20 protein-coding genes are annotated in these 25,435 nt (G+C 57.9%); 7 read left to right on the top strand and 13 right to left on the bottom strand.

The window, feature by feature from the left end:
- Positions 1–829: 829 nt before the first annotated feature.
- Together G359_RS19630 and G359_RS06770 are read right to left on the bottom strand one after the other, a co-directional pair.
- Complete coding sequence (locus tag G359_RS19630; protein WP_082072841.1) at positions 830–3,421, bottom strand: glycosyltransferase family 2 protein; 2,592 nt, start codon at positions 3,419–3,421, stop codon at positions 830–832.
- On the bottom strand, positions 3,421–4,368 hold the full coding sequence (locus G359_RS06770) for a hypothetical protein (RefSeq protein ID WP_156150692.1): 948 nt from the start codon (positions 4,366–4,368) through the stop codon (positions 3,421–3,423). The genes G359_RS19630 and G359_RS06770 overlap by 1 nt, the downstream gene beginning before the upstream one ends.
- A gap of 745 nt (positions 4,369–5,113) precedes the next feature.
- Here G359_RS06770 and G359_RS06765 point away from each other — a divergent pair.
- Positions 5,114–6,121 carry an AI-2E family transporter gene (locus tag G359_RS06765; RefSeq protein ID WP_045837749.1) on the top strand — a complete coding sequence of 336 codons (1,008 nt, stop codon included), beginning with the start codon at positions 5,114–5,116 and terminating at the stop codon, positions 6,119–6,121.
- Positions 6,122–6,137: 16 nt separating this feature from the next.
- Here G359_RS06765 and G359_RS06760 read toward each other — a convergent pair whose 3' ends face one another.
- Both G359_RS06760 and G359_RS06755 read right to left on the bottom strand, forming a co-directional pair.
- Positions 6,138–7,880: a metallophosphoesterase family protein gene (locus G359_RS06760; protein ID WP_045835501.1), complete on the bottom strand. Its 1,743-nt coding sequence runs from the start codon at positions 7,878–7,880 to the stop codon at positions 6,138–6,140.
- A 90-nt stretch (positions 7,881–7,970) separates the two neighbouring features.
- The gene (locus tag G359_RS06755; RefSeq protein WP_045835500.1) at positions 7,971–8,720 is read right to left on the bottom strand and encodes a DUF2092 domain-containing protein; all 750 of its coding nucleotides are present in this window, start codon (positions 8,718–8,720) and stop codon (positions 7,971–7,973) included.
- A gap of 339 nt (positions 8,721–9,059) precedes the next feature.
- Here G359_RS06755 and G359_RS06750 point away from each other — a divergent pair, with 339 nt between their 5' ends.
- The 3 genes from G359_RS06750 (at position 9,060) to G359_RS06740 (ending at position 13,599) form a co-directional block, all read left to right on the top strand.
- Positions 9,060–11,924 carry an autotransporter outer membrane beta-barrel domain-containing protein gene (locus G359_RS06750; protein ID WP_045835499.1) on the top strand — a complete coding sequence of 955 codons (2,865 nt, stop codon included), beginning with the start codon at positions 9,060–9,062 and terminating at the stop codon, positions 11,922–11,924.
- A gap of 295 nt (positions 11,925–12,219) precedes the next feature.
- A complete protein-coding gene (locus G359_RS19625) occupies positions 12,220–13,161 on the top strand; it encodes a glycosyltransferase family 2 protein (protein ID WP_052699229.1) in 942 nt (313 codons plus the stop codon).
- A gap of 243 nt (positions 13,162–13,404) precedes the next feature.
- Positions 13,405–13,599 carry a hypothetical protein gene (locus G359_RS06740; RefSeq protein ID WP_045835498.1) on the top strand — a complete coding sequence of 65 codons (195 nt, stop codon included), beginning with the start codon at positions 13,405–13,407 and terminating at the stop codon, positions 13,597–13,599.
- 106 nt (positions 13,600–13,705) lie between these two features.
- On the opposite strand, the gene G359_RS06735 is transcribed toward G359_RS06740, so the two are convergent.
- From G359_RS06735 to G359_RS06715, 5 genes are all read right to left on the bottom strand, one after another.
- Positions 13,706–13,933: a hypothetical protein gene (locus G359_RS06735; protein WP_045835497.1), complete on the bottom strand. Its 228-nt coding sequence runs from the start codon at positions 13,931–13,933 to the stop codon at positions 13,706–13,708.
- A gap of 177 nt (positions 13,934–14,110) precedes the next feature.
- Positions 14,111–14,635 carry a 2,4'-dihydroxyacetophenone dioxygenase family protein gene (locus G359_RS06730; protein WP_082072840.1) on the bottom strand — a complete coding sequence of 175 codons (525 nt, stop codon included), beginning with the start codon at positions 14,633–14,635 and terminating at the stop codon, positions 14,111–14,113.
- Positions 14,636–14,647: 12 nt separating this feature from the next.
- On the bottom strand, positions 14,648–15,169 hold the full coding sequence (locus tag G359_RS06725) for a flavin reductase family protein (protein ID WP_045835496.1): 522 nt from the start codon (positions 15,167–15,169) through the stop codon (positions 14,648–14,650).
- Positions 15,166–16,569 (bottom strand): acyl-CoA dehydrogenase family protein, encoded by a 1,404-nt coding sequence (locus tag G359_RS06720; RefSeq protein WP_082073066.1) that lies wholly within the window; start codon positions 16,567–16,569, stop codon positions 15,166–15,168. The genes G359_RS06725 and G359_RS06720 overlap by 4 nt, the downstream gene beginning before the upstream one ends.
- Positions 16,570–16,663: 94 nt before the next feature.
- Positions 16,664–17,596: a helix-turn-helix domain-containing protein gene (locus G359_RS06715; RefSeq protein ID WP_045835494.1), complete on the bottom strand. Its 933-nt coding sequence runs from the start codon at positions 17,594–17,596 to the stop codon at positions 16,664–16,666.
- A gap of 79 nt (positions 17,597–17,675) precedes the next feature.
- On the opposite strand from G359_RS06715, the gene G359_RS06710 reads away from it, so the two are divergent.
- The gene (locus tag G359_RS06710; RefSeq protein ID WP_045835493.1) at positions 17,676–18,281 is read left to right on the top strand and encodes a cupin domain-containing protein; all 606 of its coding nucleotides are present in this window, start codon (positions 17,676–17,678) and stop codon (positions 18,279–18,281) included.
- A 3-nt stretch (positions 18,282–18,284) separates the two neighbouring features.
- Here the strand turns inward: G359_RS06710 and G359_RS06705 are convergent, their stop codons facing one another.
- Positions 18,285–18,896, bottom strand: a complete 612-nt coding sequence (locus tag G359_RS06705) for a helix-turn-helix domain-containing protein (RefSeq protein WP_052699484.1) — start codon at positions 18,894–18,896, stop codon at positions 18,285–18,287.
- Between the two features lie 111 nt (positions 18,897–19,007).
- On the opposite strand from G359_RS06705, the gene G359_RS06700 reads away from it, so the two are divergent.
- Positions 19,008–20,519, top strand: coding sequence for an aldehyde dehydrogenase family protein (locus tag G359_RS06700; protein WP_045835492.1), 1,512 nt, complete (start codon positions 19,008–19,010; stop codon positions 20,517–20,519).
- 96 nt (positions 20,520–20,615) lie between these two features.
- Positions 20,616–21,179, top strand: a complete 564-nt coding sequence (locus G359_RS06695) for an NAD(P)H oxidoreductase (RefSeq protein WP_045835491.1) — start codon at positions 20,616–20,618, stop codon at positions 21,177–21,179.
- A 6-nt stretch (positions 21,180–21,185) separates the two neighbouring features.
- On the opposite strand, the gene G359_RS06690 is transcribed toward G359_RS06695, so the two are convergent.
- The 3 genes from G359_RS06690 to G359_RS06680 all read right to left on the bottom strand — a co-directional run bounded on the left by G359_RS06690 (position 21,186) and on the right by G359_RS06680 (position 25,427).
- A complete protein-coding gene (locus G359_RS06690) occupies positions 21,186–23,636 on the bottom strand; it encodes a GcvT family protein (RefSeq protein WP_045835490.1) in 2,451 nt (816 codons plus the stop codon).
- 104 nt (positions 23,637–23,740) lie between these two features.
- Complete coding sequence (locus G359_RS06685) at positions 23,741–24,562, bottom strand: ABC transporter permease (protein ID WP_045835489.1); 822 nt, start codon at positions 24,560–24,562, stop codon at positions 23,741–23,743.
- Positions 24,555–25,427, bottom strand: coding sequence for an ABC transporter permease (locus tag G359_RS06680; RefSeq protein ID WP_197077541.1), 873 nt, complete (start codon positions 25,425–25,427; stop codon positions 24,555–24,557). The genes G359_RS06685 and G359_RS06680 overlap by 8 nt, the downstream gene beginning before the upstream one ends.
- Positions 25,428–25,435: the final 8 nt, after the last annotated feature.

The raw sequence follows: 25,435 nt of genomic DNA, 5'->3' as shown, positions 1-25,435 counted from the left end.
AGGGTGCGCAGTCAGGCGTTCGCAGCGACTCCATCGGGAACTTTTTCAGCTTCAGCCCAACTGTTTCGCTTTACAGCTGAGCACTTCCGACTTCCCGACGACCTCGTTTCCCACAATCTGGCTCCGCCCTCGTTTGGCCTCCCCCTTTATGACAATGCCACGGACTTTGGAGCGGCCTATTGCCAACGTCGTACAAGCTTAGTGCGTCCGAACTATATTAATCGCAAGCGAGCTCGATAACTATTGAGTGGCCGGTAGGTTGTTCTTTTAGAGCGTTTACATTGCTGGACTTCGAAAGGTATCATTGATGTTGCAGGCCCGGGACTTAGCCCAGCTGAACCTGACGGATTATCTGGCTAAAGACGATTTGGTCATGACAGCAACGCTTCCTGACAATCCTAGCCACATTATAGAGCTACTTGCCGCGGCTAGTCGGTATCAGGTCATCACATCGGCCAATGGGCGAACGCTGTTGGCGCTTTGGACTCAAAAGCCTGGACCGAAACCGCAAATTGAATTGATTGAATTGGCTGGGCCAGGCCGTTATTTGACTGTGCACGCTTCCCCGCCCCAACTCTGTTCGGGGCGCCGTCCGCTATAATTCCCATTTGTTAGTTTGGCTGAGGGTATAACTAAAAGTTCTACAGAATTACTCCACTCAAGCTCCGCATCAAAGATAGTTGTTGGGCCTTGGCTCGGGAATCCCCTCCCGCAGATCGCGCACTATTGTGCGGTCGATCTTTGCGGTCGAGATTTTGCAAAGCCGCCCCTTGGTTGAAAGCACGAGAAGAGAAATTTGCGGAAGGCATCGTTGCAACCTAGCCGCAACCTATCGCCGTGGACGAACCCGACCTTCCTCACGCCCGTGATAGAAGTAATGCTCGAAGGCGGAATCCAGGATCCCGTTCTGGATCGCGGCGGCTACGTCTGGATTGTCCCGCAAGTAGCGCGCCTCATCAAAATCGGGAGGTGCGGGAACAGCGCTGTAGACACCGCTGCGCAAGGCCAAGAGCCTATCGATGTGTTCCGCTGTAATCGCCGGCTTATTCTTGAGGCCGGGCGTGCGTCCTAAGGTTCGCTTTCGCGACCGCATTAGTTTCGCAAGCATGCGGGATCCCTGCTGTCGAATAGCGCTCGGCTTCGCCGTTAGCCCGACATCAGTCAGAACGTGCGTATCTCCAACAAAGCAGGCCAGGAACAATCGCTGCAGCGCAATCCAATTGGCATCCGATGACCGGACTGACGAAAGCTTATCGCTTCCATCCGATTTCAGGTGCGAATTGCTTAGGGCCTCATTCAGCCGTTGAAGGCTTCGTCTCCCGAGGTCGCGATTCTCGCCTAAAATCAACGCGCCTCCGACCAGCGCCGCCTCTCCTGTACGTCCTTCAGAACTGAGGCGTCTGACCAAGTTATTCCGGACAACTGCCGAGAATTCAACGTGAAGATTCTTTCCGGCAATGACTGAGTTGCCAAATACCCCCGTGTCACCGTTATCACGATGGTGATAGTTTGCGAGATACTCGCGTATAACAGCGATATTGCTATCAAGAAGAAATCTTATGTTAAAGTCCCAATCGCCGAGAACGGGATATCTTTCATCGAATCCGCCTATCGCATCGTAAATGTCTCTGCGAAACACAAATGATATGGGCGGGAAAAAATTGCCTACCGCCATCTCAAATACGTGGACTGTTTCTATCCAATCGCAATACGGGCGCCGATTGAGGACGCGGATCCCTTCCGCGCCAACCGATTCTGAAACGTAGTTGGAGAGCGTAATCACGCCCCCATATTGTTGGCCATCCGAGCTATCGAGAAACGATACCGCCTTCTCGAGAAACTTGGGGTCCCAAGAATCATCGTCGTCATGGATAACGATATATTCGGTATCACATTGACCAATTCCAATATTTGACGCCGCTTCCATTCCGCGATTGACGCACGTATCAACGAGGACAACTTTCGCAATGTCCGCACTAGAGCTTTCAATTGTTTCCCGCACGACATTGTCGTCGCCACCGTCATTGACAATGACATGAACGAAATCTTGGAAGGTTTGTTGCGCGACGCTCTCGAGAGCTCGTTTGAGAAAGAGCTTTCGATCAAGCGTCCTCGTTATTACCGCAACTTTGGCGCGCCGGCTCTTACCGTTGTCGTACTGAACCTTGACTTGCGGTTGGCCTATTACATCTGACCTTCCCATACCCGCCAGCTTGCGTTGCATGCTGAGGGCAACATCGGAGGTATATTCTAACGCACATTGACCAGATGGCCACAAAGCGTCAGTCACGCGGCGTTCTGCGGTATCTCCGAGGAATCTAGGCTTTGGCTCGAGAAGCAAATTCACCTCGAGCGACCGTCCAAAGTCAGCAGGACGCTTAACATTCATGAACAATCTTGCGTCGTCTGCGGCAGGCATCGTCACCACTCGAGCGATCTCGCGCCAAGCTGCTTGCGCAGCTACGCGCAACGCCGCGGGCCCACGTCCATCGGGCAGTACAGACAGATATTCGAGAACGCCCGAAAACAGCGGCGACGCTTCGATGTCGTCTTGCACAATTGCGGATTCTGGCGAGCTTATTCTGCCTTTACTCGTCTCAACGAGGCGCTCAACGCTAGGGCCAGTCGGTTGAAAGAGGTCCTCGATCAGGTGTCGATGTAACACCACACAGCTTTCCGGAATTGCCGGATCAAACGACTCCTTTTCGGTCACGAGACCGACCATCCTAGGCCAGAAACGCCGATCGGGATTATCGGTGCCGAATCTTCCGAAATATGCCCCCCACCAAGTGATCTCAGGATAGGCGTCTTGCAACAAAGTCTGGCTCGTTCCCTGCCAACCGGAATCGACTAAGACAGCCAAATCCCGGTCTTTTAGAAGGTCGCTTAGATAAATGTCGAAAAGTGAGGATTGGGCAGCAAAGTAATCCTCAAGCGCTTTCGACTCACTTGTGCGTTGAGCGAAAAAAGCTTCCAAGTTTGCTGCGCGCTGTCCAAGATGCGGTTGATTGAGGTCAATGGATGCAGGCACGCCGTCATAACGATACATCGCCGCGATAAAGTCTCTTATCGATGCATAAGAGAATACGCTTTCTAGTAGTTGAATTGCGCCGGTCCGATTGCGCAACCAGATGCCTTTCGCGATCATCAATCGCGAAGCCAATAAATAATCGGCGTGGAAGGGCAAATCCAACCCGGCTGCAGTAGAAAATGTTTCCATCGCGCGCCTTATGCGGACGCCAGCGCGAGTGACAAAAAGAACCTTGGCGCCTTGGTCACGCTCGAAGGACAACAGGTGAGAGGAAAGACGAGAGCAATAATCCGCGATTGCGGGTCCTAAAATTTTGGCCCCAAACGCGTAAGCATCGGCGCTCTGCCCGGTTAGCCCCGGATAGGACAAGGTACGTTCAATTTTTGGCATCAAATTTTCGCCCAATGATCTACGGGTAGGCCTAGCGAACGCATCTCAGAGACGAAGCTCGCTAGATCCTCTAAGCGCTCATGCATCTCCCCTTGAGAAACAGGATAATGAAGCGCCTTCCATCCCGCTTCGCGCGGCTTGAGGACATCGCCCAAAAAGGAGTCTCCGATATGAAAAAAGGAAGCTGGCCCTATTTCCAGTTGGCGCTCGATCTCGCGGAAAATGCGTCCCGACCGCTTGCTGACCGATAAATCGCCGCTCGAGAAGATTGCGTCGAACAGATGGAGCGCCGCTGGGTCAATCTTTTGGATAATCGATCCGATTAGCTCGCTCGAAAGATACATGTCGCTTACCAGAATAATTTTTCCGCCCCGCGATCTGACGAATGGGATCAATTTGAATAAGGCTTTGTTGAAGTGAAGAACGCTAGCTTCATATTCAATCTCGCATTGACGAAAAATCGCGTCCGCTTCGGGAGGCAAACCTAACGACCTCCGCGCGATCTTGATTACGTCTGCGATAGCCCCCTCCACACACCCTCTGACAGGCCGCCTCGTTCGATAGCTCACGCGCATCGCGTCAGCTCTCGCTATCATCAGATCGTATTGAGTTAGCGAATTCGCTTTTTCAAACTTTCCGCTTGATTGCAGCTCCCCCAAAATCCGGCGCGAGACATTTAAAAATCGGCGCGCTTCGCTCTGATTGTTTCGCAAAAGCAATGTATCGAAGACATCAAACGAGAGCACGCCAGCGCCAGATTTCTCAAATTCAGATCGAAGCGCATCAAAATGGGTTTGCGATTCCGCGCTCAATGTTATCCGCGATTGACATTCGCGAAGTTCCCGAGCAATCGGCGAGAAGTGTAAAATGCGGGGCGCGATGGGCGACAACGAATGGGGTCGAGAGAGGCACGTGGCCGAGATCGGCATATGAATAATTTCAGGCACGCTTCCCCCCGGAAGAAATTCTTACAAAAAATTAATCGAGGCATATGCCGCTTCTGTCAAGATATCTGCGGCTTCGATTGGCGGCTCCATTTAGTCGCGACAACGGAATGCTGTGCGACTAGGGCCTGGCTTCCGTTCTAGGAAGCCGATTAGCGGCTAAATGAAAGCCCAACGAAGATTGTCTTTTTCGAGTGCCGGCTCCGCCCAACTTGGATTGCCGCGTGATGACCGCAGCAGGGGAAGCTACCCGCGCAAGTGTTGATACGTCGCGCGTCACGCATGGAGCCACTTGCTCGCGTCCGCGCCCGGATCTCCCTCTTTGCGTATTTCAGGTTGGGACCGGCGGATGGCGCAGCTTGCTATGATTTCGATGCGAGGGGGCCTTACCATTGCCGTACAGGCCGGTCAATCCGCGGACGCGCGGCTGCCGCCCTCGTTCCGACCAGTCAATGAACTTGCGATTCTCGCCAGATGATTTTGCCGTTTCCGGATGTGGCCCCGCCCTGCCTGGAACGCCCTTAGCGGACTTGGCCCCATGAGCAGAGAGTGCGTGCCAGACAGAATTTGAAAGCGTGTGCCCGGGCAATAATCGCGCAACCATAACTTCACTCATCGTGTATTTTTTAAAACATCTCAGTTTACCATTCGCAACGGGCGATCCTTGTTCGTTGAAAATTATGAGGTCAGAGTTTCCTGCGTGACCAACTTTGAGCCACGACCTCGATCCGACACGAGCCACGCGCTCATCGCGCCGGTCGGCGTGTGCGCGGCCGTATTGACGTTCTGGGCACTTTCCGTGGCGCAGTCGGTGTTTGCGCCACTCGCTGTTGCCCTCTTTATTGTTGCGATCGCATGGCCGCTGCAGCGACAGTTGCAACTGAGACTCCCGCGTCTCCTGGCTCTTGCATTGACGATGGCGGCTACGATCCTCGTCATTGTTGCCTTCGGATGGTTGATCGCCTGGGCCGGAAGCCGCGTCGGCCGATTCATTGCGAGCGATATGCCACGGCTTCAGGCGCTCTACGCTTCGTTTGCCCTATGGCTCGAAGGTCACGGCATCGCGCTCGCCGGTCTTTGGTCGAATTATTTCAGCGTCGATCAGTTGGTCCGTCTGGCCCAGCAAGCCACTTCGCGGCTCAATACGGGAGTGACCTTTCTGATCGTCGTCTTCATCTACGTACTGCTCGGCCTGCTGGAGGTGGATGACGCCTACCTCAAGATCCACAATTGGCGGCACGGAAAACTGGGCGATGTCCTCCTCGTCGGCGGCGCAAGAACAGCGATCAAGCTCCGGCGATATATGCTTGTCCGAACCCTGATGAGCGCCGTAACGGGCCTGCTGGTATGGGCGTTCGCCTTGCTCGCCGGGCTTCCGCTTGCCGTTGAGTGGGGTGTTATCGCGTTCGCGTTGAACTTCATCCCGTTCATCGGTCCCTTCATTGCGACCGTCTTCCCGACCCTGTTCGCCGTGGCTCAGTTTGAATCCTGGCAGATGGCAGTGGTCGTATTCGCGTGCCTCAACGTCATCCAATTCGTAGTGGGAAGTTATTTAGAGCCACGGTTCGTCGGGAACGCGTTGTCGATTTCGCCCTTCGTCGTTTTGTTCGCGGTCTTTTTTTGGACGTTCCTCTGGGGGCTCACAGGCGCCTTTATCGGCGTCCCGATCGTCATTTCGATTCTTACACTTTGTGAGCAGCACCCATCGACCCATTGGGTCGTCGATCTGTTTGGCCAACCACGCGATGCTAGTTGATGGCCCTATTCAGCGGTCAGCTCGTCGGCTGGCCAGGCAGGGCGACGCGCTCCGGTTCAAACAACGCGAGGCGGCCGTCCGTGCCAACGCCGAGATTGTGGATGTAGAAATAAGTGGCCTTTTCGTCGGTTACGTCCATCACCGGAGATGGCGCCGACACGATGATGAGGCCGCCACAAATTCCGATCCAATCAATGTGGCGATGGCCGTGCATGATCATCAGCCGGTCCGATAGACGCTGCATCCGGCGGACGAACCACGTTCCGTTGACAAGTGCTGTCCCGATACGCACGGACAATGTCTTTGCGGCTTTGGGATACTCAACAACGTGGTGATGGAGCGCAACGATCCACTTCGCTTTTGGAAAGTTCGCGGAAATTTTTTCGATGGCTTTCGTCTGGTCATGCGTCACGAGCCCAAGGGCGTTGGTGAACGAGAAATGCGTTTGCGCGTTTGAATCAAGGAGAATGACGCCCAGGCCATCCTCGGTTTTCGGCTGCATCACCATCGGAAAGGCTTGCGGCCACAGGTCGGCCAACTCCCATGTCAAGCGCGCCGATCCGCGATCAGCGAAGTCTGCGATGCGCCCGGTATAAGGTTCGAGAACTTCCCCTAACGTCGCCCGAGGCTTGCCCGTCACATCGTCAATGATATGCACACGCTTGCCTTGCAAGCCCGCCATCGTCGAAAGCGCCCGGATCTGGCGCAGTCGCTTCTTTGGGCTCGTCGGCAGATCGAAGCGGGCGGGATTGGCCCTATCCACGACGTTGAGGTCGTGATTACCAGGGAGGATCACCATCAATTCCGCCAAGCTCGGAAAGGGCGCAAGCGCATCGATAAATTCCGCCCATTCCGATGAACGACCCGCATCAGTCATGTCGCCGGTAATCAGAACCACGTCGAGCGGGTTGCGCGCATGAACGGCGTCGAGGGCCGCTAGCGTTTGCTTGAGGCGCTCATTTCCACTCGGGCCGGACCGCCCTCCCTCGATCCGAAAACCAAATCTCTCTCCGACAACGTGAATGTCGGAAAGGTGTGCGACGCGCCAAATTTTCCTGCCTTCCGACGTCTGCGCGTAGCTCGGAAGATCGTGCGGCGCTGTCATGAACGCATCCGCCAGACCCCAGCTAAGTCCCGCCACTGCGAGATAGGCGGAGACGATCGTGATGCTGTTGAAGAGCGCCGCGTGCGCAATTAGAGAAGGCGAGGCTATATCGGAGAGCGAGCCAGTCCATCGCGTGTGAGGCCAGGCGAGCGCGACAATCCACAGTGAAAGCCCGCAGATTATCAGGCCTGACGCGCCGGCACTGATGGCGCGCATCAAATCTCGCGAGTGCTGATCTGCGTCTGCTGGCAAAAATCGCTCGACGAGCTGGCGCAGCGTCTCGCGCGACAGCGCGTAAGCCGGCTGAACGGCAAGCGCATTCAAAGACCAGAAATTTGTCTCGATAAGACGCCACAGCGGCTTACCTCCGAACCAACCCACGACGAGAAGAATAACCAAAACGACGGGAGCCAAGAAACCCGTGTAAATCGCAGCAACCTTCGATGAGACGGTGCTCATCCAAATCGACCCCAGGAGAGGTGCCACGCCGAGTAGCAGTGCCGGCAAGATGATTAGGATGGCCCAAGCGGCGAGCAGCTTCGGAAGACTGATCTCCGCCAACAAGCTTCCGGCCAACGAGAGAAGCGATCGCTGTTTCGTGCTTGATGCGTCGTCTTCGACGTCACCGCGCCGCGGGTCGACGATCGGGCGCATCGCTTGCCTCCCTTCAGGTTTGTTTGGTTTGTTGGTAAGGGAGCGATGCAAGTCACGACTACTCTTTTCCTGCCCCATCCGTACTCTCGATCACTGGGGAGTCGCCAACAAGTCTCCGATATCGAGCCGCTTGCTTCCGGGCGGCGGAGAGAATTTGAAAGTGGCCGGCTCAAAGTTCGGTGCTTTTTTCCAGGTAAATTCGTTGACCTGCACGTTCCCGGATGGATCATCTACATCGCTGCTCACAAGTTTGCATGGCAGATGAGGTGATGCCTTTTCCACCCAAACATCCCATTTTTCGACCATCGTTCTTACCGCGAAGCCATCGCATTCGCGTCCGCCGACGGATTCCGCGCCTTTCGTCGCGATCTCCACACCGCCGCCAACTGTCGCCTGATCAAGCGCGGCGAAGAAATCGAATATTCGCGCTTGATACGACATCAGCCCGGCTATCAACGCCATGTTTCCTTGCACCGAGGCGCGAGCCGGTGTCTGTGCGAACGCATTGGTGTGAACGTTATAAATCGTCAGCACGGTTCCATCAGAGACATATTCGTATGCGTTGGGACCACTATTCGCCGTCGCCCGAAACAGATTGGGTCGCCGGGTCCGAAACTCCGACACCCCTTGTACTTTTGTATCCAGGACATTGCTCGACGCGTGAAACGTCGTCTGAAAATCCATCTCCTGCTGCGCGTCGATATGATCTCGCAACTCTTTCAGCGGCAGCGGCAATGCCGAGGGCGCTTGCGTGTCGGACGGATTTTCAGCTTGTTCCTGACCGCGGGCCGGGACAGCAATCAAACAAAACAAGATATAAAATAGCGCTCGAAAAAACATGAAACTCACCCGGTTCTATAATCGATGCACCCAAGGCGGTGCTCGTGACGACCTTCTGGCTTATCCGAAAGCATGCGATGCACGATAACATCGCTTAGCTTTTGATTTTTTCGGCGGGCCTTCTGTTCTTGTCGTCAACGGGGTGTAAAAATTTCAGATCAACACGCGTGCATATGATGAAAGTCCGAGCGATGTGGCGATCTCAAATTTGGCAGAGCCAATCGTCGCGTGTGATCTCCCAGCCACGGATGGCGGCGGAGCCGATCAGTTGTCATCAAACTGAGACAACCCCTGCTTAGGGACGCAGCCTCATTTCTTTGTCGTCAGTCGGGGATATCTGTGTCGAGTTCTCATGCCGCGGTACCGCGGATCGCGTTTGGTATTCTTTCGAGTATCGCCCTCACCTCAGCACTAGCGGGCCCATCTGAAGCACAGACGTTCACGATTGGCACCGGCGTCACCGATACAGCCGCCAAAACGCTGAGCGGCACGCAATCCGGTACGATCGATGCCGGCGGAAAGCTCAGTATTTCCGGTTCGACGAATGCCATCACCTGGAACGGCACGGCGAGCACTGTCGTCATCACCAATTCGGGCATTGTCGAGCAGCTTGGCTCGGGCCGCGCCTTCAATGCCCCGAGTTCCGCGTCCGGCACGCGCAATCTGACATTCACCAATAATGCCGGTGCGAGCCTGATCGCCAGTGCCAACGATGCCTTCCGCATCGACACGGCTTTGACGAGCGGCGTGATCACGATTGAAAACTCGGGCCTCATCCGCGCTGGCGGATCGGGCTTCACCGGGCTTGGCCAAGCGCTCGATTTGCGGTCGATCGCGGCTACTTCCGGCGTGACGGTCACTATCACCAACAACGTCACGGGCATTATTGAATCCTATACGGATGACGCGATCCGCGCTGCGCAGAACTCGATCATTCACAACTACGGCACGATCCGCAGCGGCATCGAAGGCGTCGCTGCTCCCAACTCGGGCAGCGGTTCCGCCGATGGTATCGACGCCGGCGCGCGAACAGGCGTCGTCGTCACAAACGAGAGTACTGGCGTTATCTCCGGCGCGCGTCACGGCATCACGGCCGACACGGACATCACGGTCGTCAACTATGGTTCGATTACCGGCCGCAACGGCTCGGGCGTCGGATCGGACGGCAACGGCACAGTTACGAACTACGGCACGATCACTGGCGCCTACGCGGGCGTAGGAAATATTTTTCTCGACGGCGGTGCCGCTTCGATCAACGGTGACGGCGATGGTGTCGACATCGATAAGATCGGCACAATCAACAACTACGGTATCATTCAGGGCACCGGCGCGGGCGGCGTCGATTCCGGCGGGCAACCGAACGGCTCTGAAGGCATCGCCATGGGTGGCGGCACGATCAACAACTATGCCGGAGCGCTCATTTCTGGTGCAAAGCGCGGTATTCTTATCGATGACGGCTCGGAAGGCGATGGTGTGGGTGCCGTCACGATCACGAACGCGGGCACAATCGAGGGTCTCGCCGGCGCCGCGATCAAAGTCGTGGGGCCTTACGCCAACTCAATCGCAAACTCGGGAATTATTCGTGGAGATGGCAGCGAAGCGACCATCATCATGGGAGTTGGCAATGACACAGTCACCAACTCCGGCACGATCATCGGCAGCATCGATCTCGGAGGAGGCACGAACACTCTCTCCAACCTCGCAGCCGGTCGGCTTATCGCCGGAACTGCGCTTTCGGTTGGCGCAGGCAATACGTTGACGAACGCCGGAACGCTCGCTCCCGGCGGCGCGGGATCGATCGTAACGACGGCGGTCACCGGCAATCTTTCGCAGACCGCGACAGGCGTTCTCGCCATTGATCTCGACGCCGCCAGCAACTCGGCGGATCGCGTCAATGTCAGCGGAACGGCTGCGCTTTCGGGTCAAGTGCAGATCGCGATGCAGAGCCTTGCGATCACGAGTGGTCAGGTCACAATCCTCAGCGCAACAAACGGCACGACTGCGAACGGGTTGGCGCTCAACTTCGCGGGCTCCGGTCCTGTTGTACAAGCGGAACTCGTCTATCCGAATGCCAATGACGTGGTGGTTGCCTACTCCATCAGCTTTGCTCCGACCAATGCCGGCCTCAACGGCAATCAGTTGGCGCTCGGCCAGCATATCAACGCCGCAGTATCCGCGGGCGGAACCGGCATTCAGCCCATCACCGACGCGCTGTTGAACGTCACGACGAACTCGGACTATCGCTCCGCTCTCGATCAGCTGTCGCCCGAAGTCTACGCGCAGTCGGCAGCCTCGACGCTCTTCGCTGCAACGAATTTCGGCAACGCGCTTATGAGTTGCCGGGCAAAGGACGCGGCTTACGTTGCCGTGAGCGAAGAGGAATGCGTCTGGGCTAACGTCTCGGGCAGCAACTTCGAGCAGGATCGCACCGGCAGCAATATTGGCTACGGCGAGCAAGCTTGGCGCTTTGCCGGCGGGGCGCAGGTGAAGCTTGCGCCTGGTTTCACGTTTGGTCTTGCAGGCGGCGTCGAGCAGTCGACGTCCGATACGGGAGGTTATGCCCGCACCGACGGCGACCGCTTCTTCGGCGGCGCCACGTTGAAGCACAATGCTGGTCCATGGCTTTTCGCCGCTGCCATCTATGGCGGCCAAGCGGCCTACGACACGGATAGACGGGCTGACTTTGGCGGCTTGGTTTCATCGATGCACGGCAGCCAGGACGTCGCCAATCTCAGCGGGCGTCTCCGCGTCGCTTATCAGTTCGGCAGCACCTCCCTCTATGCGAAGCCAATGGCCGACCTCGAAGTGGCACAGCTCTGGCTTGGGTCGTTCACTGAGACCGGCGGTGCTGTCGCGCTTTCAGTCGCCAGCAGCGAGGAAACGTTTGCGCGCTTCGCCCCGGCAATCGAGATCGGCGGCGAGATGGGTGTCTCCAAAGGCCTGACGGCACGGCCGTTCGTGCGTTTGGGCGCGAGCATCCTGAGCGCAGATGAGATCTCGGTCGTCAGCTCGTTTGCGGGTTTGCCGTCTTATATTGGAGCTTTCAAAACGAGCGCTGCGATGGATCAGGTTCAAGGCACCATCTCTGCAGGCGTGGACTTACTTGCAATCAGCGGCGGAGCCCTGAAGCTCTACTACGATGGTTCCTTTGGCGAGACCACTGAGCAGCATGCCTTCGGCGGCAAAGCCAGCTTCAACTTCTAAACGCGGCGGGGCGGCCGACGGCCGATCTAGCTCTGAAGAAGTTTTCAATAGCAGTTTTGCCGTAGCGGGAAGAAATCCCGCTGCGTGTCTCAACTTCGCATCGCGCAGTGATCGATGGGGCATATTGATAAAGGCCAATCTCTTCAAGGAGCATTTTATCCACGACATTTTGAGCGAGAATCAAGATCCGTCCTGGATGCCGACCACGAGATCGGAGATTGCTACTCAGGTAGAACAATCCCAATCGCGCGTTGCCTTCTGCGAGGCAGCAAAGCTGACTCATCAGTTACGGTAAATGGCTCATATCACAATTACCGTGTGCACGGCCAAGCGCCCGCAGATGTTGTCGCGAGCCTTGGCGAGCGTGGGCCGGCTGACAGTACCTCCGGGCTGTACGCTTTCCGTCGTCGTCGTGGAGAACGATTACGCGCGACGGTCGCTCGACGTCGTCGAACGATTCCGCGCGTCGAGCCCGTTTCCGATAAAGTATTGTTTGGAATCGAACATCGGAATTCCGCATGCGCGCAATCGCGCGATCGATGCCGCAATCGGCGAGAATGCCGATTGGATCGCGATGCTCGACGATGATGAGTATACGGAGCCGGACTGGCTGCTCCGGTTGTTCGAAGGGTGTGAGCGGTTCGATGCGGACGTCGCGACAGGTCCGGTAAAGCAGGTGGCCGAAGTCGAGGCGCCGCACTGGTGGAAACCACATTCGCATTCTCGCCGAACGACGGGCGAGTTCCGGCGGGACGCTTATACGAACAACGTCCTCTTCAACGCCCGTCTTGTCACCCAAGAAGGGCTTGCGTTGAGGTTCGACAATCGCCTCACATTCGGCGCCGAGGACGTCGATTTTTTCAGACGCGCACATGCCCGGGGCGCCCGCATCGTGTTCGTGGCGGAAGCGAGGGTCATCGAAATCGTGCCAGCTTCCCGGCTCACACTAAGCCGCTTCCTGCAACGCACTTACATGGTCTCGTCAGCGGGTACTTTTCTCGACGTGATCAGAGAGGGCTACGCCAAGACGCTGGGCAGGCGCCTGCCGCATGGCTTAAGGCGGATCTGCGTTGGAAGTTTCTTGGTGCTTGCCGGTGCGTGCTTCTGGCCATTGCGCCGATTCGCTGCCGAAAGAACAATGTTGAAGGGCCTCATCAGCGTTACCAAAGCTTGGGGAAGCTTTTCGGGGCTGATCGGCGGAACATCAAACTACTACCAACGGGTCGACGGCGCTTAGCAACGCTTGGCCACTGTTAGATGCGCTCGCATATCACCCGTGCGACGTCTGCCCTAGTAGGCAGCGTCTAGCTTGAAACCCGTATCGGCTCAGCCTCTCGTGACGATGTCCTTATGGATACGACGGAAGAGCCGAGTTCAGGCACCAATACAGCCCCCTCCCCCTTACACTCACTTGTCACATATTTCAGATAAGCGACGGCGATCCGATCACTACAGATCGGCCTTTTGGGGGACTTCACTCATGAAATTTACGACAGTGCTCGCTCTGGCAATCTTCAGCCTCGGCGGAATGGGCGCAGCTCAGGACGCTTTCGCAAAGGCGAAGCCGCACAAGGCGCATCATCACAAGGCACACAAGGACAAGAAGAAAGATTGCAAGGGCACCTTCAAGTATTGGAAGGGCGGCAAGTGCGAAGATTCGCGCAAGAAGAAGTAATCACCTGATCGGCCCCGGAGCCCACTCTGGGGTCGATTTCCTTTGCGTGTCTGGACAGCCGGAGAGCCTCGCCGAAGCGACGCCTTCCGCTCCTGTTTCCACCTAATTATGCGCGCCACAGTGCGCCAAGAACGAAGCCCGCAGCCGCCGCCATCGCGAGCGTCGTATAGGGCTCCTTTTTCATCGATTTGTTCACTGCACGTTTGAATTCTGACCCGATACTTTGAAAGTCATCGATGACCGAGACGGCGTAATCGGCGGTTTGATCGATATTCCGCTTGGCGGCGCTTGTTGCGTCGCGGACGGTGGATGAAACGTCTTGTTGAGCAGCCATGAAGCCTCTCCGTGGCAATCCTTGCCAGGAGAATGACTGATCGTGGCCATTGGTTCCCGTCCGGCAAAGGCGGTCGGGGGCGACAATGAAAAGCGCGGGCTTTCGACCCGCGCTTTCCAGCGTTCGGCGGTGCACGCGCCCCCCAAAAAACGCGCGCGGCCTGCCTTGGCGCTTCTGCTAGCGAATGAACTGGTTGACGAAATCGGCCCCTAGACCAACCTCTTCGTAGTGCTTGCGGCAGGCTTCGATGAGGTGGAAGTTGTCTTCGACGAGGGTCACGCGATCCTGCTCGTCGATGTAGAGCGTTGCACCCTGAATGAAGAACAGGGTTTGCATTTCGTCGCCGCTGTCGCACGTCAGCGTGTGCGTCTCGCCCGGCGGCTCCATGACGTAGGAGCCTTCCTCCGCGCGCCAGGTATGTTCGAGATACCGCCAGCTGCCCTTGAGCACGAAGCCGTGCACCGGCGACGGGTGGCGATGGCGCGATAGGACACCGCCCTTTTTGACCTTCAGCACTTCTCCGTGCGAACCGGAGTTCATGTCGAAGAACAACGGGCGAAACCAGACGTTCGGCTCAAGCAGAACCCAAATGCGCTCGTCCTTCACGGGCAGCACGACCAGCTCGGGAATCATTCCGAGATGGGCGAACTCGGGCGGATCAAACGTGACGTGTTCCGATTTGACCGGAGCGATAAGTGTCATCTGCAAGACCTCTCAGGATACGCGTGGGGCATCGGCGACGATCGGATGGAATTCGCCGCGAAAGAAGACCAGAGGATTACCCTCTGGAGCGCGCCGCATTTTTGCGACCTCGCCGACGACGATCTCGTGATCTCCGCCATCGTAGGTGGTCCACAACCGGCACTCGAAGGTTGCGATGGCATCCGGCAACACCGGGCAGCCCAATGATCCGCGATACCATTCGAGACCTTCGAAACGATCCGCAATCGGAGCCGCGAAGCGCTTTGCGAGTTCGACGTGCTCGTGGCGCAGAACGTTCACGCAGAACGATCCACTGCCCTTTACGAGATCGACGCTGGCTGCACCTTTTCGGACGCTGTAAAGAACCAGCGGCGGCGTCAGGCTGACCGGCTGGAAAGACGACGCTGTCAATCCGAAGCGCGCGCCTTCTTCGGTCGTTCCCGTGATGATCGTGATGCCCGTTGCAAAGCACGCAAGGGCTTTGCGCAGGTCCAACGGATCGTCGGGCGAGATCCAATCGTCGGCAGACGTCATTCCGCAGCGGCCTTCTTGGTCTGAATTTCGGAGGTCAGCTTTTGGATGATGCGCTGCTTTCCGGCGTCGTCGAGCTTGCCGAGCTCAGTCATCAAAACGGGCTCGTCGACCTTCTGATTCCACCAGTCGATCGCTTCGTTTCCGAACAAACCCCACTTGCCGATGAGCTGCGCGGTGACTTCGTTCGACGGCGCCATGATCCAGCCAGCCTTCGAGTCGCGTACGAGGCGCTCCAGCTCGAGATCGCGCATGTAGCCACGGCCGCCGCATGCTTGCAGCATCTTGTCCGAGACTTCGAAACAGAATCGCGTCGAAAGAAATTTGGCTTTGAAGCACCACAGCGCATATTCGGCGCGCGGCATCGCCTTGGGATCTTCATAGTAGATGTCCCAGCGTCCGCCACCCGTCGCATCGTCCAGAGCCTTGGCGACGGAGTACGCATACAAACGCGAAGCCTGAGCATCCATGATCGCGCGACCGAACGTGTCCTGGATCGTCGGGTAGTCGGCGACGCGGCGGCCATACTGCACGTGGGCTTTGCGCGTCACATGCCGCTTCGCGACGTCGATGCACGCAAGTCCGACGCCGTTATACGAACCCGCATAGAGAAGCATCGCGAGCGGATCGATGGCCTCGTCGTTGGACGCCGCGCCGTCACCCGGCCATCCGACGATGCGGTTTGCGGGAACGACCGTATCGATCTCGACGGGGCCGGATTGGTTTCCGTGCATGCCCATCGCGTCCCACTTGCCCGCGGAACCTTGCACTTCGTCTTTGTAGAACAGGAAGACGGAGAGGTTGCCGTAGTTGCCGTCGAAATCCGGGCTCGTCGTCTGCGAGATGTACCAATCGGCATAGCCCGACGACGTCGTCCACGCAGCCTTCTTGTGCACGTGCCAGCCGTCTTCGACGCGCTTTGCGCCTGACATCTTCGGGTACCAGAAGTGGCCGCCCGTTTCAGGGTCCGTGTAGGATGCCGTGCCGATCAGACATTCGCTGTCGATGCGTGACAGCAAGCTCTCGATCTCGCTATTGCCTTTGGCGCGATAGACGAGTCCCGCAACCGCCACGGTGTGCATCATGTAAATGAGGGCGGTGGACGGACAACCGTATCGCGCGATGGTCTCGGCGATCATCGTGATGCCGACGTGATTTTCGCCTCTGCCGCCGAATTGCTTGGGGATGATCGCCCCTAAGAGCCGCAGCTTGGCCAGCGCTTCGATGTTCGCGCGCGGATAGGCGTTGGTCTTATCGCACTCGATCGCGTTCGGACGCAGAACGTTGTGGCAAACCTCGATCAGCTCGCGGCGCAGCTCTTTTTGTTCATGCGTCAGGAACCAGTCCGGATTGAACTCTGCGTCAAGCCCGTAATAGGCGCTATCGCCCCACATCGTCGTCATTATCATCTCCCGGCAGCGGTTAACCTCCGCTCCTATTCGGGTGATGATGAGCGGGAGCCAGGGCGACCGTCTCTCGGAAAATTGCGCTTTTTGCTCAGGAAAGTGCGCGGCGGCGCCATTCGCTCGGAGGCACGCCGACCTGGCTTAAGAAAACCTGACCAAAATGGCTTTGGCTTTCAAACCCGACGAGTGCTGCGACCTCGATAATCGTTGCCGTGCGGCACAGCAGCAATTCCTTGGCGCGCTCGATACGCAACCGGACGAGCCAGCGGTGCGGCGGCGTTCCAACAGCAGTCTTGAATGCGCGCACGAAGTGAAACCGGCTCAAGCCCGCGGCGCTCGCAAGATCGTCGAGCGAGATATCGTGGGATAGCCGATCCTCGACAACCGCCAGAACACGCCGCAGCTGACGCGCCGTCAGCGCTCCAGTGCTGCTGCTCGGACGTGATTTTCCATCGCTTTCGCAATGACGAAACAAGATGCGGCGTGCCAGGACATCCGCTGCCATGTCGAAGAAAAGCGTCGGAATGCTTCCATGGCGCTGCATTTCTTCGGTGAGCGCCAAGATTGTATGGCGAAGCCTCGTGTCGGTGAAGGCGAGCCGGTCAGAGATTTCCGCCCGCCGCTGACCGGCGTCGACCGCGACTTGTTCCAGAAAATCAGCGTGGAGGAATACGTGCGCCTCTTCCGTCGGACCGTCCCAGCGCCAGATGTTGCTGCGTTCCGCCGCCATGATCAGTGATTGACCGGGAAGAACGCGCGCTTTGACCTTCTCGCCACCGAGTCGCGCTTCAATGACCAACGGCGCGCCAAGCGAGACTGAAATGTAGTGAAAGGGAAGCTGGGGAGCTTCAACTTCTTCGGCCAGACCGTCGAAACGAAAATGGCCCACGGCGAGGACCGGGGATGCTGCGAAGCTCTGGGGCTTCACCGGACTTCCACCCAGTTTACCGATCCAAGCCATCGCCGATAAAATATCGGGATCTAGATCACGCACGGGCGCGGCTGGGTTTGATAAATTCAGCATAGCGAAATTATGCCTTGCATATTTCGCCTGACAAGCTGAAATTTTAGGCTTGAACAAACGCTAATCTTAGGGGGCGACATTGTCGGCGGCAAAGGAGAAGGCAGCGTCCGCGGGGGACGACAATCTTACGCCCTCGCGCGTGGGAGCCGAAATCCGGGACCTTCGCAAGGCCAAGAGGCTGACAATTAAGGAACTCTCGCTCGCGACGTCACTCTCGATCGGTCATCTGAGCGAAATCGAGCGCGGGATCTCCTCCCCCGGCATCAAGACGCTGCACGATATTGCGAAAGCGCTCGGCGTCACCATCGGATGGTTTCTACACAACGCCGAAGGCGGAGACCCTGACGAGCGCGACTACATCGTTCGCGCCAGCAACAGGCGCACGTTGCGTTTTGCATCGGGGATAACCGACGAGCTTCTTTCTCCCAATCTGCGTGGCCAGCTCGAGTTGCTGATGTCCCGTTTTCCGCCAGGATCAACCGAGACCGGATCGCCTTACACGCATCAAGGCGAGGAAGCGGGTCTGGTTCTCACCGGATCGCTCGAACTCTGGATCGGTGAGCAATCATTTACATTGAAGGAGGGTGACAGTTTCAGCTTTCCTTCCACGAAGCCTCACCGGTATCGCAACCCCGGCAACGTCGAGACTGTTGTCGTCTGGGCAATTACGCCACCATCGTACTGATGCTCAAATAATCGGCGGTGTGCACGCGCAGGCAACGATCGCGTCTATCTTGCCGATATTGCGTAGCCGATACGGCACGCGCCCGAAGAGCTGATAGCCACCGCCTTTGCTTAGACGACGGACCTCGCCCTCCGCCTCCACTTCAATCGTTCCTTGAACGACAACGACCGCTGTTTCGCCGTCGAACACGATCGGATCGTCGCCGGTGCCAGCCCCTGGCTTATAGCGCTCAATAAACATTTGAAGTTTCTTCTCGCGGCGCTCGCTGCCGAGAACCCGAAGATCGGCATCGCCGCGTGAGACGACGGCTAAATCTTCCGCCTCGTAGAAAAGCGCATTCTTCTGCGACACCGGCAATGCAAAAAAATCGGCAAGCGAAATCGGAATCGCGGCCAGCAGGCGATGCAGCGACGCGAGCGATGGTGCGTGCGTTTCCTGCTCAATCATCGAAACGGTTGCGTTGGTGACGCCCGCGCGTTTGGCGAGTTCGCGTTGCGAAAGACCAGCTGCTTCGCGCACGGATTTGAGACGCGATCCCACAGCCAGCTCGCTCGCCTCTGCCCGGGCGCGGGCCTTGGTCGTGACGTTGGTCGGCTTTTTCTTCGATTGTGCCATCGTTTCCAATTCGCGTTGGAGCCCAATTCGGCTCGATCAAATTTTTATAGCAATATGTTCGATAAATTTATACTCTGCACTTCCGATCGTTTTTAACGGGAGAGAACGCAGATGGCGGCTCTGGATGACTTCGCATTCCTATCCGGCAAGATTTACGCGGGCGGCAAGTTCGTTGCCAGCAGAGCACGTGAGCACTTCGATGTCATCGATCCGGCGACCGAAGACAAGATCGGATCGGTCGCCGATTGTCCCGACGACGAAGTCGACGCCGCCATCGACACGGCAAATGACGCGCGCCGCGTTTGGACGGCGATGGACGCACGCAGCCGGGCTGTCATCCTACACGATATCGCGGCGATCCTTCGCCGGGACCGGCGGCCGTTCGCGGAATGCCTGACGCGCGAAGAGGGCAAGCCCTTCAAGGAATCCTCCGATGAGGTTTCGTGGTGCGCTACGGCCATCGACTATTATGCGGAACTTGCGCGGCATGAGACTGGACGTCTCGCGGGCGCAACGGTGCCAGGGCAATTTCACTTCAGCGTGAAGGAACCGCTCGGCACGATCGTGATCATCCTGCCGTTCAACTATCCGCTCGTTCTGTTGTGCTGGGAAGCCGCTGCGGCGCTGGCTGGCGGAAACTCCGTCATCATCAAGCCGCATGAGCAGACGAGCCTGACGACGCTCAAGTTCATGGAGGTTTTCGCGGGCCTGCCACCTGGATTGCTTCAGGTCATAACGGGTGGCGCGCGGGTCGGTCAGCGACTGATCTCCAGCCCGAAGACGCATGGCGTCGCTTACACGGGCTCCGTTGCTGTCGGTCAGGCCGTAGCGCGCACGTGCGCGGAGAGTTTCAAGCCGAGCCTCATCGAAGCTTCGGGCAATGATCCGTTCATCGTCATGCCTTCGGCGCCGCTCGACATGGCCGTCAGGGGCGCAGCATTCGCCGCCTATCTCAACTGCGGGCAGGTGTGCACATCGGCGGAACGCTTCTACGTGCACGAATCCATTCACGATGCCTTCGTCGAAGGGCTTGTCGCGGAAGCGCGCAAGCTTCGCATTGGCAACGGTCTCGGCACGGTCGATCTCGGACCGCTCGCGACAAGCCGTCAGCGCGATCGTTTCGAAGGATTAATCGCGCGGGCGCGTAAGCAAGGCGCGAAGGTGGCAACCGGCGGCGGGCGTCCCGCTGAACTCAATCGAGGCTGGTTCGTCGAGCCCACCGTTCTCACCGATGTGACGCCTGATATGGAGATCCTGAACGAGGAGCCGTTCGGTCCTGTCGCGCCGATCTGCAAGGTGAAGAGCTTCGATGAAGCCATCACCCTTGCCAACCATTCGCGCTTCGGGCTCGGCGCCAACCTCTACTCGCTCGACATGGATGAAGCGTTCCGCGCGGTCCGCGAAATCGAAAGCGGCATCCTTTGGGTCAACGCGCCTCTGCTCGATAACGACGCCTTACCCTTCGGTGGACGCAAGCTTTCGGGCAGCGGACGTCAGCTTGGACCAGAGGGCCTCGCGCAGTTCCAGAACACCAAGTTCGTGATGATCGATCCCAAAGCATCGAACCAGGACTTCTGGTGGTTCCCGTATTCCAAGGCGGAGAGCTTCGAACCAACCGCCTAACGATAGTATTGAAAACGTCGGCGAACGCAGCGATTTTGGCGCGCGGGCGAGGCCCAAGCGTCAAATCGTTGCGTTTTCGCGGAGGGACAGGTCGCCATGAAGATTCTTCTCGTCACTGCGCATCCGCGCTCTGACTCACTCACTTTTGCTGCCGCGAAGGCGTTCGCCGAAGCTGCGCAGAAGAAGGGCCACGAGATCGAGGTCGCGGATCTTATGTCGGAAGGGTTTGATCCTGTTCTACTGCAACCCGACGAACCTGACTGGGCTGATCCTAACAAGCTCTATTCCGCTGCGGTTCAAAGCGAGATGGCGCGCATCGAACGCAACGAGGCGACCGTGATGGTCTTTCCCGTGTGGTGGTGGTCGATGCCGGCCCTTCTCAAAGGCTGGATCGACCGCGTCTGGAACAACGGCTGGGCGTACGGCGATCGGACCTATCCTCACAACCGCGCGTGGATGCTCGCGGTAGCTGGAACGTCGGCAGAGGCCTATGCAAAGCGCGGCTATGACGAAGCGATGCGCACGCAGCTCGAGACGGGCATTCTCCAGTATTGCGGGATAAGAGAGACGCGGCTCGAGCTTTTATTCGGGTCTATCGAAGGCGCGCCCGGCCCCAAGACCATTCTCGAGACCGCGCGGCGTCTGGGTTCTGAATTCTAAACCGGCTCAGCTTTTGATGCGCTCGCCCTTCGGGTCGTACCAGGACCCAAGCTGCGCGCGTGCGGGATAGCGCTTCCAGGCAACCTCGACTTCGAGTGGCGCAGCGGCGAGCCATGCTGCGTCGACGCCCTCTTCACAGCGCACGTAGCCCATTCCGAGCGAAGCGCCGATGCGATGGCCATAACCGCCGGACGTAACCGAGCCGATCACCTTGCCGTCGCGCCAGATCGGCTCCTCATGATATAGCAACGGAGCATCGTCGCCTTCGAGTTGGATTTGCACGAGGCGCCTTTTCAGCGGACCGCTTTCGCGCTGCTTCAGCAGTGCCTCACGGCCGATGAAGCCGCCCTTCTTATCCCAGGCGACAGCGAATCCGAGGCCGCCTTCGAGCGGCGTATCATCCTCGCCGATGTCGTGGCCCCAGTGGCGGTATCCCTTTTCCATGCGCAGCGAATTCATCGCGAAGTAGCCAGCTTGCTTCAGGCCAAACGCTTTGCCTGCCTCGACGAGAACATCGAAGATGTGTTGGGCGAATTCGGCCGGCATCAGAATTTCAAAGCCGAGTTCGCCAACGAAGGTCACGCGGTTTACGCGGGCCTTCGCGTATCCGATTTCGATTTCGCGGCTGGTGCCGAACGGGAATGCTGCGTTCGAGAGATCGGCGTTTGAAATGGAGCTCAGCAGCTCGCGTGATTTCGGGCCCATCAGCGCCAGCATCGGCAGACTCGATGAGATATCGCGTGCGAAAACGTGTGCGTCCTTCGGAAGATGACGCGTCAGCCAAGCGAAATCGCGGATCTGCGAAACCGCGATACTGACGACGAGGAAGGACGTTTCGGACAGTCGTGTCACCGTTACGTCGGCTTCGATGCCGCCGTGCTCGTTCAACCACTGGGTATAGACGAGGCGGCCGACCGGAACGTCGATGTCATTCGCGCAAATGCGATTGAGCGCAGCACACGCGTCGCGCCCGTCGACGGCGAATTTCGTGAAGCAGCTGTGGTCGAACAGGGCAACGGCATCACGCGTGGCCCGGCACTCTTCTGCCGCTAGGCTGAACCAGTTCTGACGTCCGTAGCTATATTCGATCTCGGGCTTCGTACCGGGAGCGCCAAAGAACCCCGGACGCTCGTAACCGGCCGCTTCCGTCATGAATGCGCCTTGCGCAATCAGCCTGTCGTGGAACGGGCTGCGGCGGACGTTGCGCGCGGTTTCGAACTGCCGGTAAGGCCAGTGCATATCGAAAAGCAGACCGAGGGTTTCGGTCGTTCGATCGTAGAGGTACTTGCTGTTCGACTGGAACGGCATCATGCGGCGCACGTCGACGTCGGTCAGTTCGACAGGCGGACGGCCGTCGCGAATCCATTGCGACAGGGCCTTGCCGACGCCGCCTGAAGACAGAATGCCGATAGAGTTGAAGCCGCAGGCGCAGAACAGGTTTTCGACTTCCGGCGTCTCGCCCAGCAAATAACGATCGTCCGGCGTGAAGCTTTCGGGGCCGCAGAAGAAGAGCTGAATGCCGGCTTCCGCGAGCATCGGCACGCGCTTGATTGCCTTCTCCAAGATCGGCTCGAAGTGCTCGAAGTCCTCGGGCAGCGAGTCGAAGCAAAAGTCCGGAGAGATGCCCTTGTGACCCCAGGGCTTGGCGTTCTTCTCGAAGCAGCCGAGAAGAATTTTGCCGGCGTCCTCTTTGTAATACGCCTCCTCGTCGGTGACGAAGAGCACGGGCAAATCGCGCGGCACGTTCGGCAGCTGCTCGGTGACGATGTAGAAGTGCTCGGCGGCATGGAGCGGAAGGGACACGCCGCTCAGCGCTGCAAGATCGCGCGACCACATTCCGCCGGAAATCACAACTTTGTCGGCGCGCACTTCGCCATGATCGGTAATCGCACCCACGGCGCGGCCGTTTTCGACGAGGATGCGTTCGACCCGAATATTCTCGAGGATGGTGGCGCCGGCGTTGCGCGCGCCTTTCGCCATCGCGATCGTCACGTCAACCGGATTGACCTGACCGTCTTTCGGCGCCCACAGACCGCCGACGATTCCATCGGTGTTCAGTGGCGACCAACGCTCCTTGAGTTCTTCCGGTCTCAGCACTTCGACCGGCAGTCCGAAATTGCGCGCCATCGAGGCGCCGCGCTTCAGTTCTTCGAAGCGTCCTTCCGTCTTCGCGACGCGAAGCGCTCCGTTCTGGCGAAAGCCGGTCGCCTGTCCCGTTTCGGATTCGAGGCTAGCGAAGAGTTCGCCGGTGTACTTCGCGAGCTCCGTCATGTTGCGGGTGGCGCGGAGCTGCGTGACGAGGCCGGCTGCGTGCCATGTGGTGCCGCACGTCAGCTGCTTACGTTCGCAGAGCATGACATCTGTGATGCCAAGCTTCGCCAAGTGATAGGCAATCGAGACGCCGGCGACGCCGCCCCCGACAATCAGAACCTCAACACGATTCCGGAACGAAGACATTTACACCCGCCTGTCGACTGAATTTCCCTGGCGGGATCATTGTTCGCTTTCGTGAAATTTTCAATAGATAATTTCACGTCCGCGTCACCTGCAAACGAGTATTTTCAGGCGATCTTTGGTTGACTGCGCCGGCGCGAGAGCGTGAACCAAGCGTATGCGAGGCCAACGGCAGTGAACACGGAGCCTGCCAATACGAACGAAGCGACCGCGATCTGGGGTGTCGCGCTCGAGCGGAGCGAAAGCCAGAGCATGACCGGCAGCGTCTGCGTTTCGCGCGTCGTCAGAAAGAGCGCCATGATGAATTCGTTCAGCGACGTGATGAACGCGAAGAGCCCAGCCGAAACGATGCCGGTCATCGCGACGGGCACGATCACATTGAAAAACGCTCTGAGTGGCGAAGCGCCGAGATCACCCGCAGCCTCGACCAAACTCTTGTCGAGCGTCTCGAACGTCGGAATGAGAACGGTGATCGCCAATGGCAATGCCCAAAGCGTGTGGGCGCAAGCGACGAGAATTCTCGAACCGAAAAGGTCGTAGCCAAACAGATTGATGGAGCCGAGACCCATCGCCACTGAAATTCCCAACACGACGCCCGGTACGAACAGCGGCAAGATCAAAAGCGTTTGGAGGATCGGACGGGCCTTCTTGCCATTCGCCAATGCGTAAGATGCAGGCAGCGCCAGAACCATCGACATGACTGCGGTGATCAACGCAATCTGGAGTGAATTCCAGGCGGCGTTGATCCATTGCGCATCGTTGAAAAACACACCGAACCAGCGGCCTGAAAAGCCGCGGATCGGGAAACGGACGACGTTGTCGTCGCTGAACGCCACCACCGCGGTGATCGCGAGCGGGATCAACACGTACAAGATGAAGAGCGCCGCGAAAGCACGATGGAGAAAACGGAAGGTGCGCTCCTCAAACATGGCTCGCCCCTTTCCTATGCCGCAGCGATTGGATCACCATCGCCGCGACGGCGATGATCGCGATCAATACGACGGCGATTGCCGCGGCCATCGGCCAATTGCGGCGCGTGAGCATCTGAAGTTGTATCTCGTAGGGCATCGTCCAGAGCGAATCCGGACCCAGCGCATTCGTCGTGGCGTAGATGCCCATCGTAAAGACGAACGCCTGCGTAAAGGCGGCCGCGATACCACCCTTCGCGAGCGGCAAGAGAACGGTGAAGAACGTTCGCGCCGGCGATGCGCCGAGGTCGGCGCTGGCGGTCAGAAGATTACGATCGATCCCGTTCAGGACGCTCAGGATCGAGAAGAAGCAATATGAAATCGAGATGTAGGACAGGCCGACGACAGCGGCGAGCTGGGTGCCGAGAAGATTGACCTTGGTGTCGGCAAGGCCGGTGGACATCAGGGTGTAGGAGAGCAAACCATTCGATGGAAAGAACATTCGCCATCCGATGATGACGGAGACTTCCGAGATCAGCATCGGCCCGATGGCGATCGCGAGCAGCATTAATCTGCTACGGCCTTCGCGCAGCCAGACAAATTGCGCGAAGAAGAATGCAGCGACGACGGTGATGACTGCGGTAACGAGCGAAATGTAGATCGTCTTGCCGATGACCGCGAGCATGTTCGGCTCGGTCAGCACGACGAGATAGTTCTTGAGCGTCCAGGCTTCGACGTAAATCCCGCCAGCGGGATGTTCGTTGAAGCTCATGCGCACGAGATAGAGTAGCGGCCAGCCGAATGCGACGACGATGAAGACGAGCGTCGGCAGGATGAGCCACGGAACATTCGGCAACGCGGCCGAGATCCTAGAACGTCTTGGCAAGATGTCGG

This window comes from Hyphomicrobium sp. 99, from assembly GCF_000384335.2.
GTDB lineage: Bacteria > Pseudomonadota > Alphaproteobacteria > Rhizobiales > Hyphomicrobiaceae > Hyphomicrobium_B.
Note: the sequence above shows the minus strand (reverse complement) of the source record. Positions and strands in the feature narration are given on the sequence as shown.

Coding starts and splice junctions, on each gene's coding strand:
- G359_RS19630 (WP_082072841.1), bottom strand. CDS start 3,421: ATGCCAAAAATTGAACGTACCTTGTCCTATCCGGGGCTAACCGGGCAG.
- G359_RS06760 (WP_045835501.1), bottom strand. CDS start 7,880: ATGCGCCCGATCGTCGACCCGCGGCGCGGTGACGTCGAAGACGACGCA.
- G359_RS06755 (WP_045835500.1), bottom strand. CDS start 8,720: ATGTTTTTTCGAGCGCTATTTTATATCTTGTTTTGTTTGATTGCTGTC.
- G359_RS19625 (WP_052699229.1), top strand. CDS start 12,220: ATGGCTCATATCACAATTACCGTGTGCACGGCCAAGCGCCCGCAGATG.
- G359_RS06740 (WP_045835498.1), top strand. CDS start 13,405: ATGAAATTTACGACAGTGCTCGCTCTGGCAATCTTCAGCCTCGGCGGA.
- G359_RS06735 (WP_045835497.1), bottom strand. CDS start 13,933: ATGGCTGCTCAACAAGACGTTTCATCCACCGTCCGCGACGCAACAAGC.
- G359_RS06730 (WP_082072840.1), bottom strand. CDS start 14,635: ATGACACTTATCGCTCCGGTCAAATCGGAACACGTCACGTTTGATCCG.
- G359_RS06725 (WP_045835496.1), bottom strand. CDS start 15,169: ATGACGTCTGCCGACGATTGGATCTCGCCCGACGATCCGTTGGACCTG.
- G359_RS06720 (WP_082073066.1), bottom strand. CDS start 16,569: ATGACGACGATGTGGGGCGATAGCGCCTATTACGGGCTTGACGCAGAG.
- G359_RS06715 (WP_045835494.1), bottom strand. CDS start 17,596: ATGCTGAATTTATCAAACCCAGCCGCGCCCGTGCGTGATCTAGATCCC.
- G359_RS06705 (WP_052699484.1), bottom strand. CDS start 18,896: ATGGCACAATCGAAGAAAAAGCCGACCAACGTCACGACCAAGGCCCGC.
- G359_RS06700 (WP_045835492.1), top strand. CDS start 19,008: ATGGCGGCTCTGGATGACTTCGCATTCCTATCCGGCAAGATTTACGCG.
- G359_RS06695 (WP_045835491.1), top strand. CDS start 20,616: ATGAAGATTCTTCTCGTCACTGCGCATCCGCGCTCTGACTCACTCACT.
- G359_RS06690 (WP_045835490.1), bottom strand. CDS start 23,636: ATGTCTTCGTTCCGGAATCGTGTTGAGGTTCTGATTGTCGGGGGCGGC.
- G359_RS06685 (WP_045835489.1), bottom strand. CDS start 24,562: ATGTTTGAGGAGCGCACCTTCCGTTTTCTCCATCGTGCTTTCGCGGCG.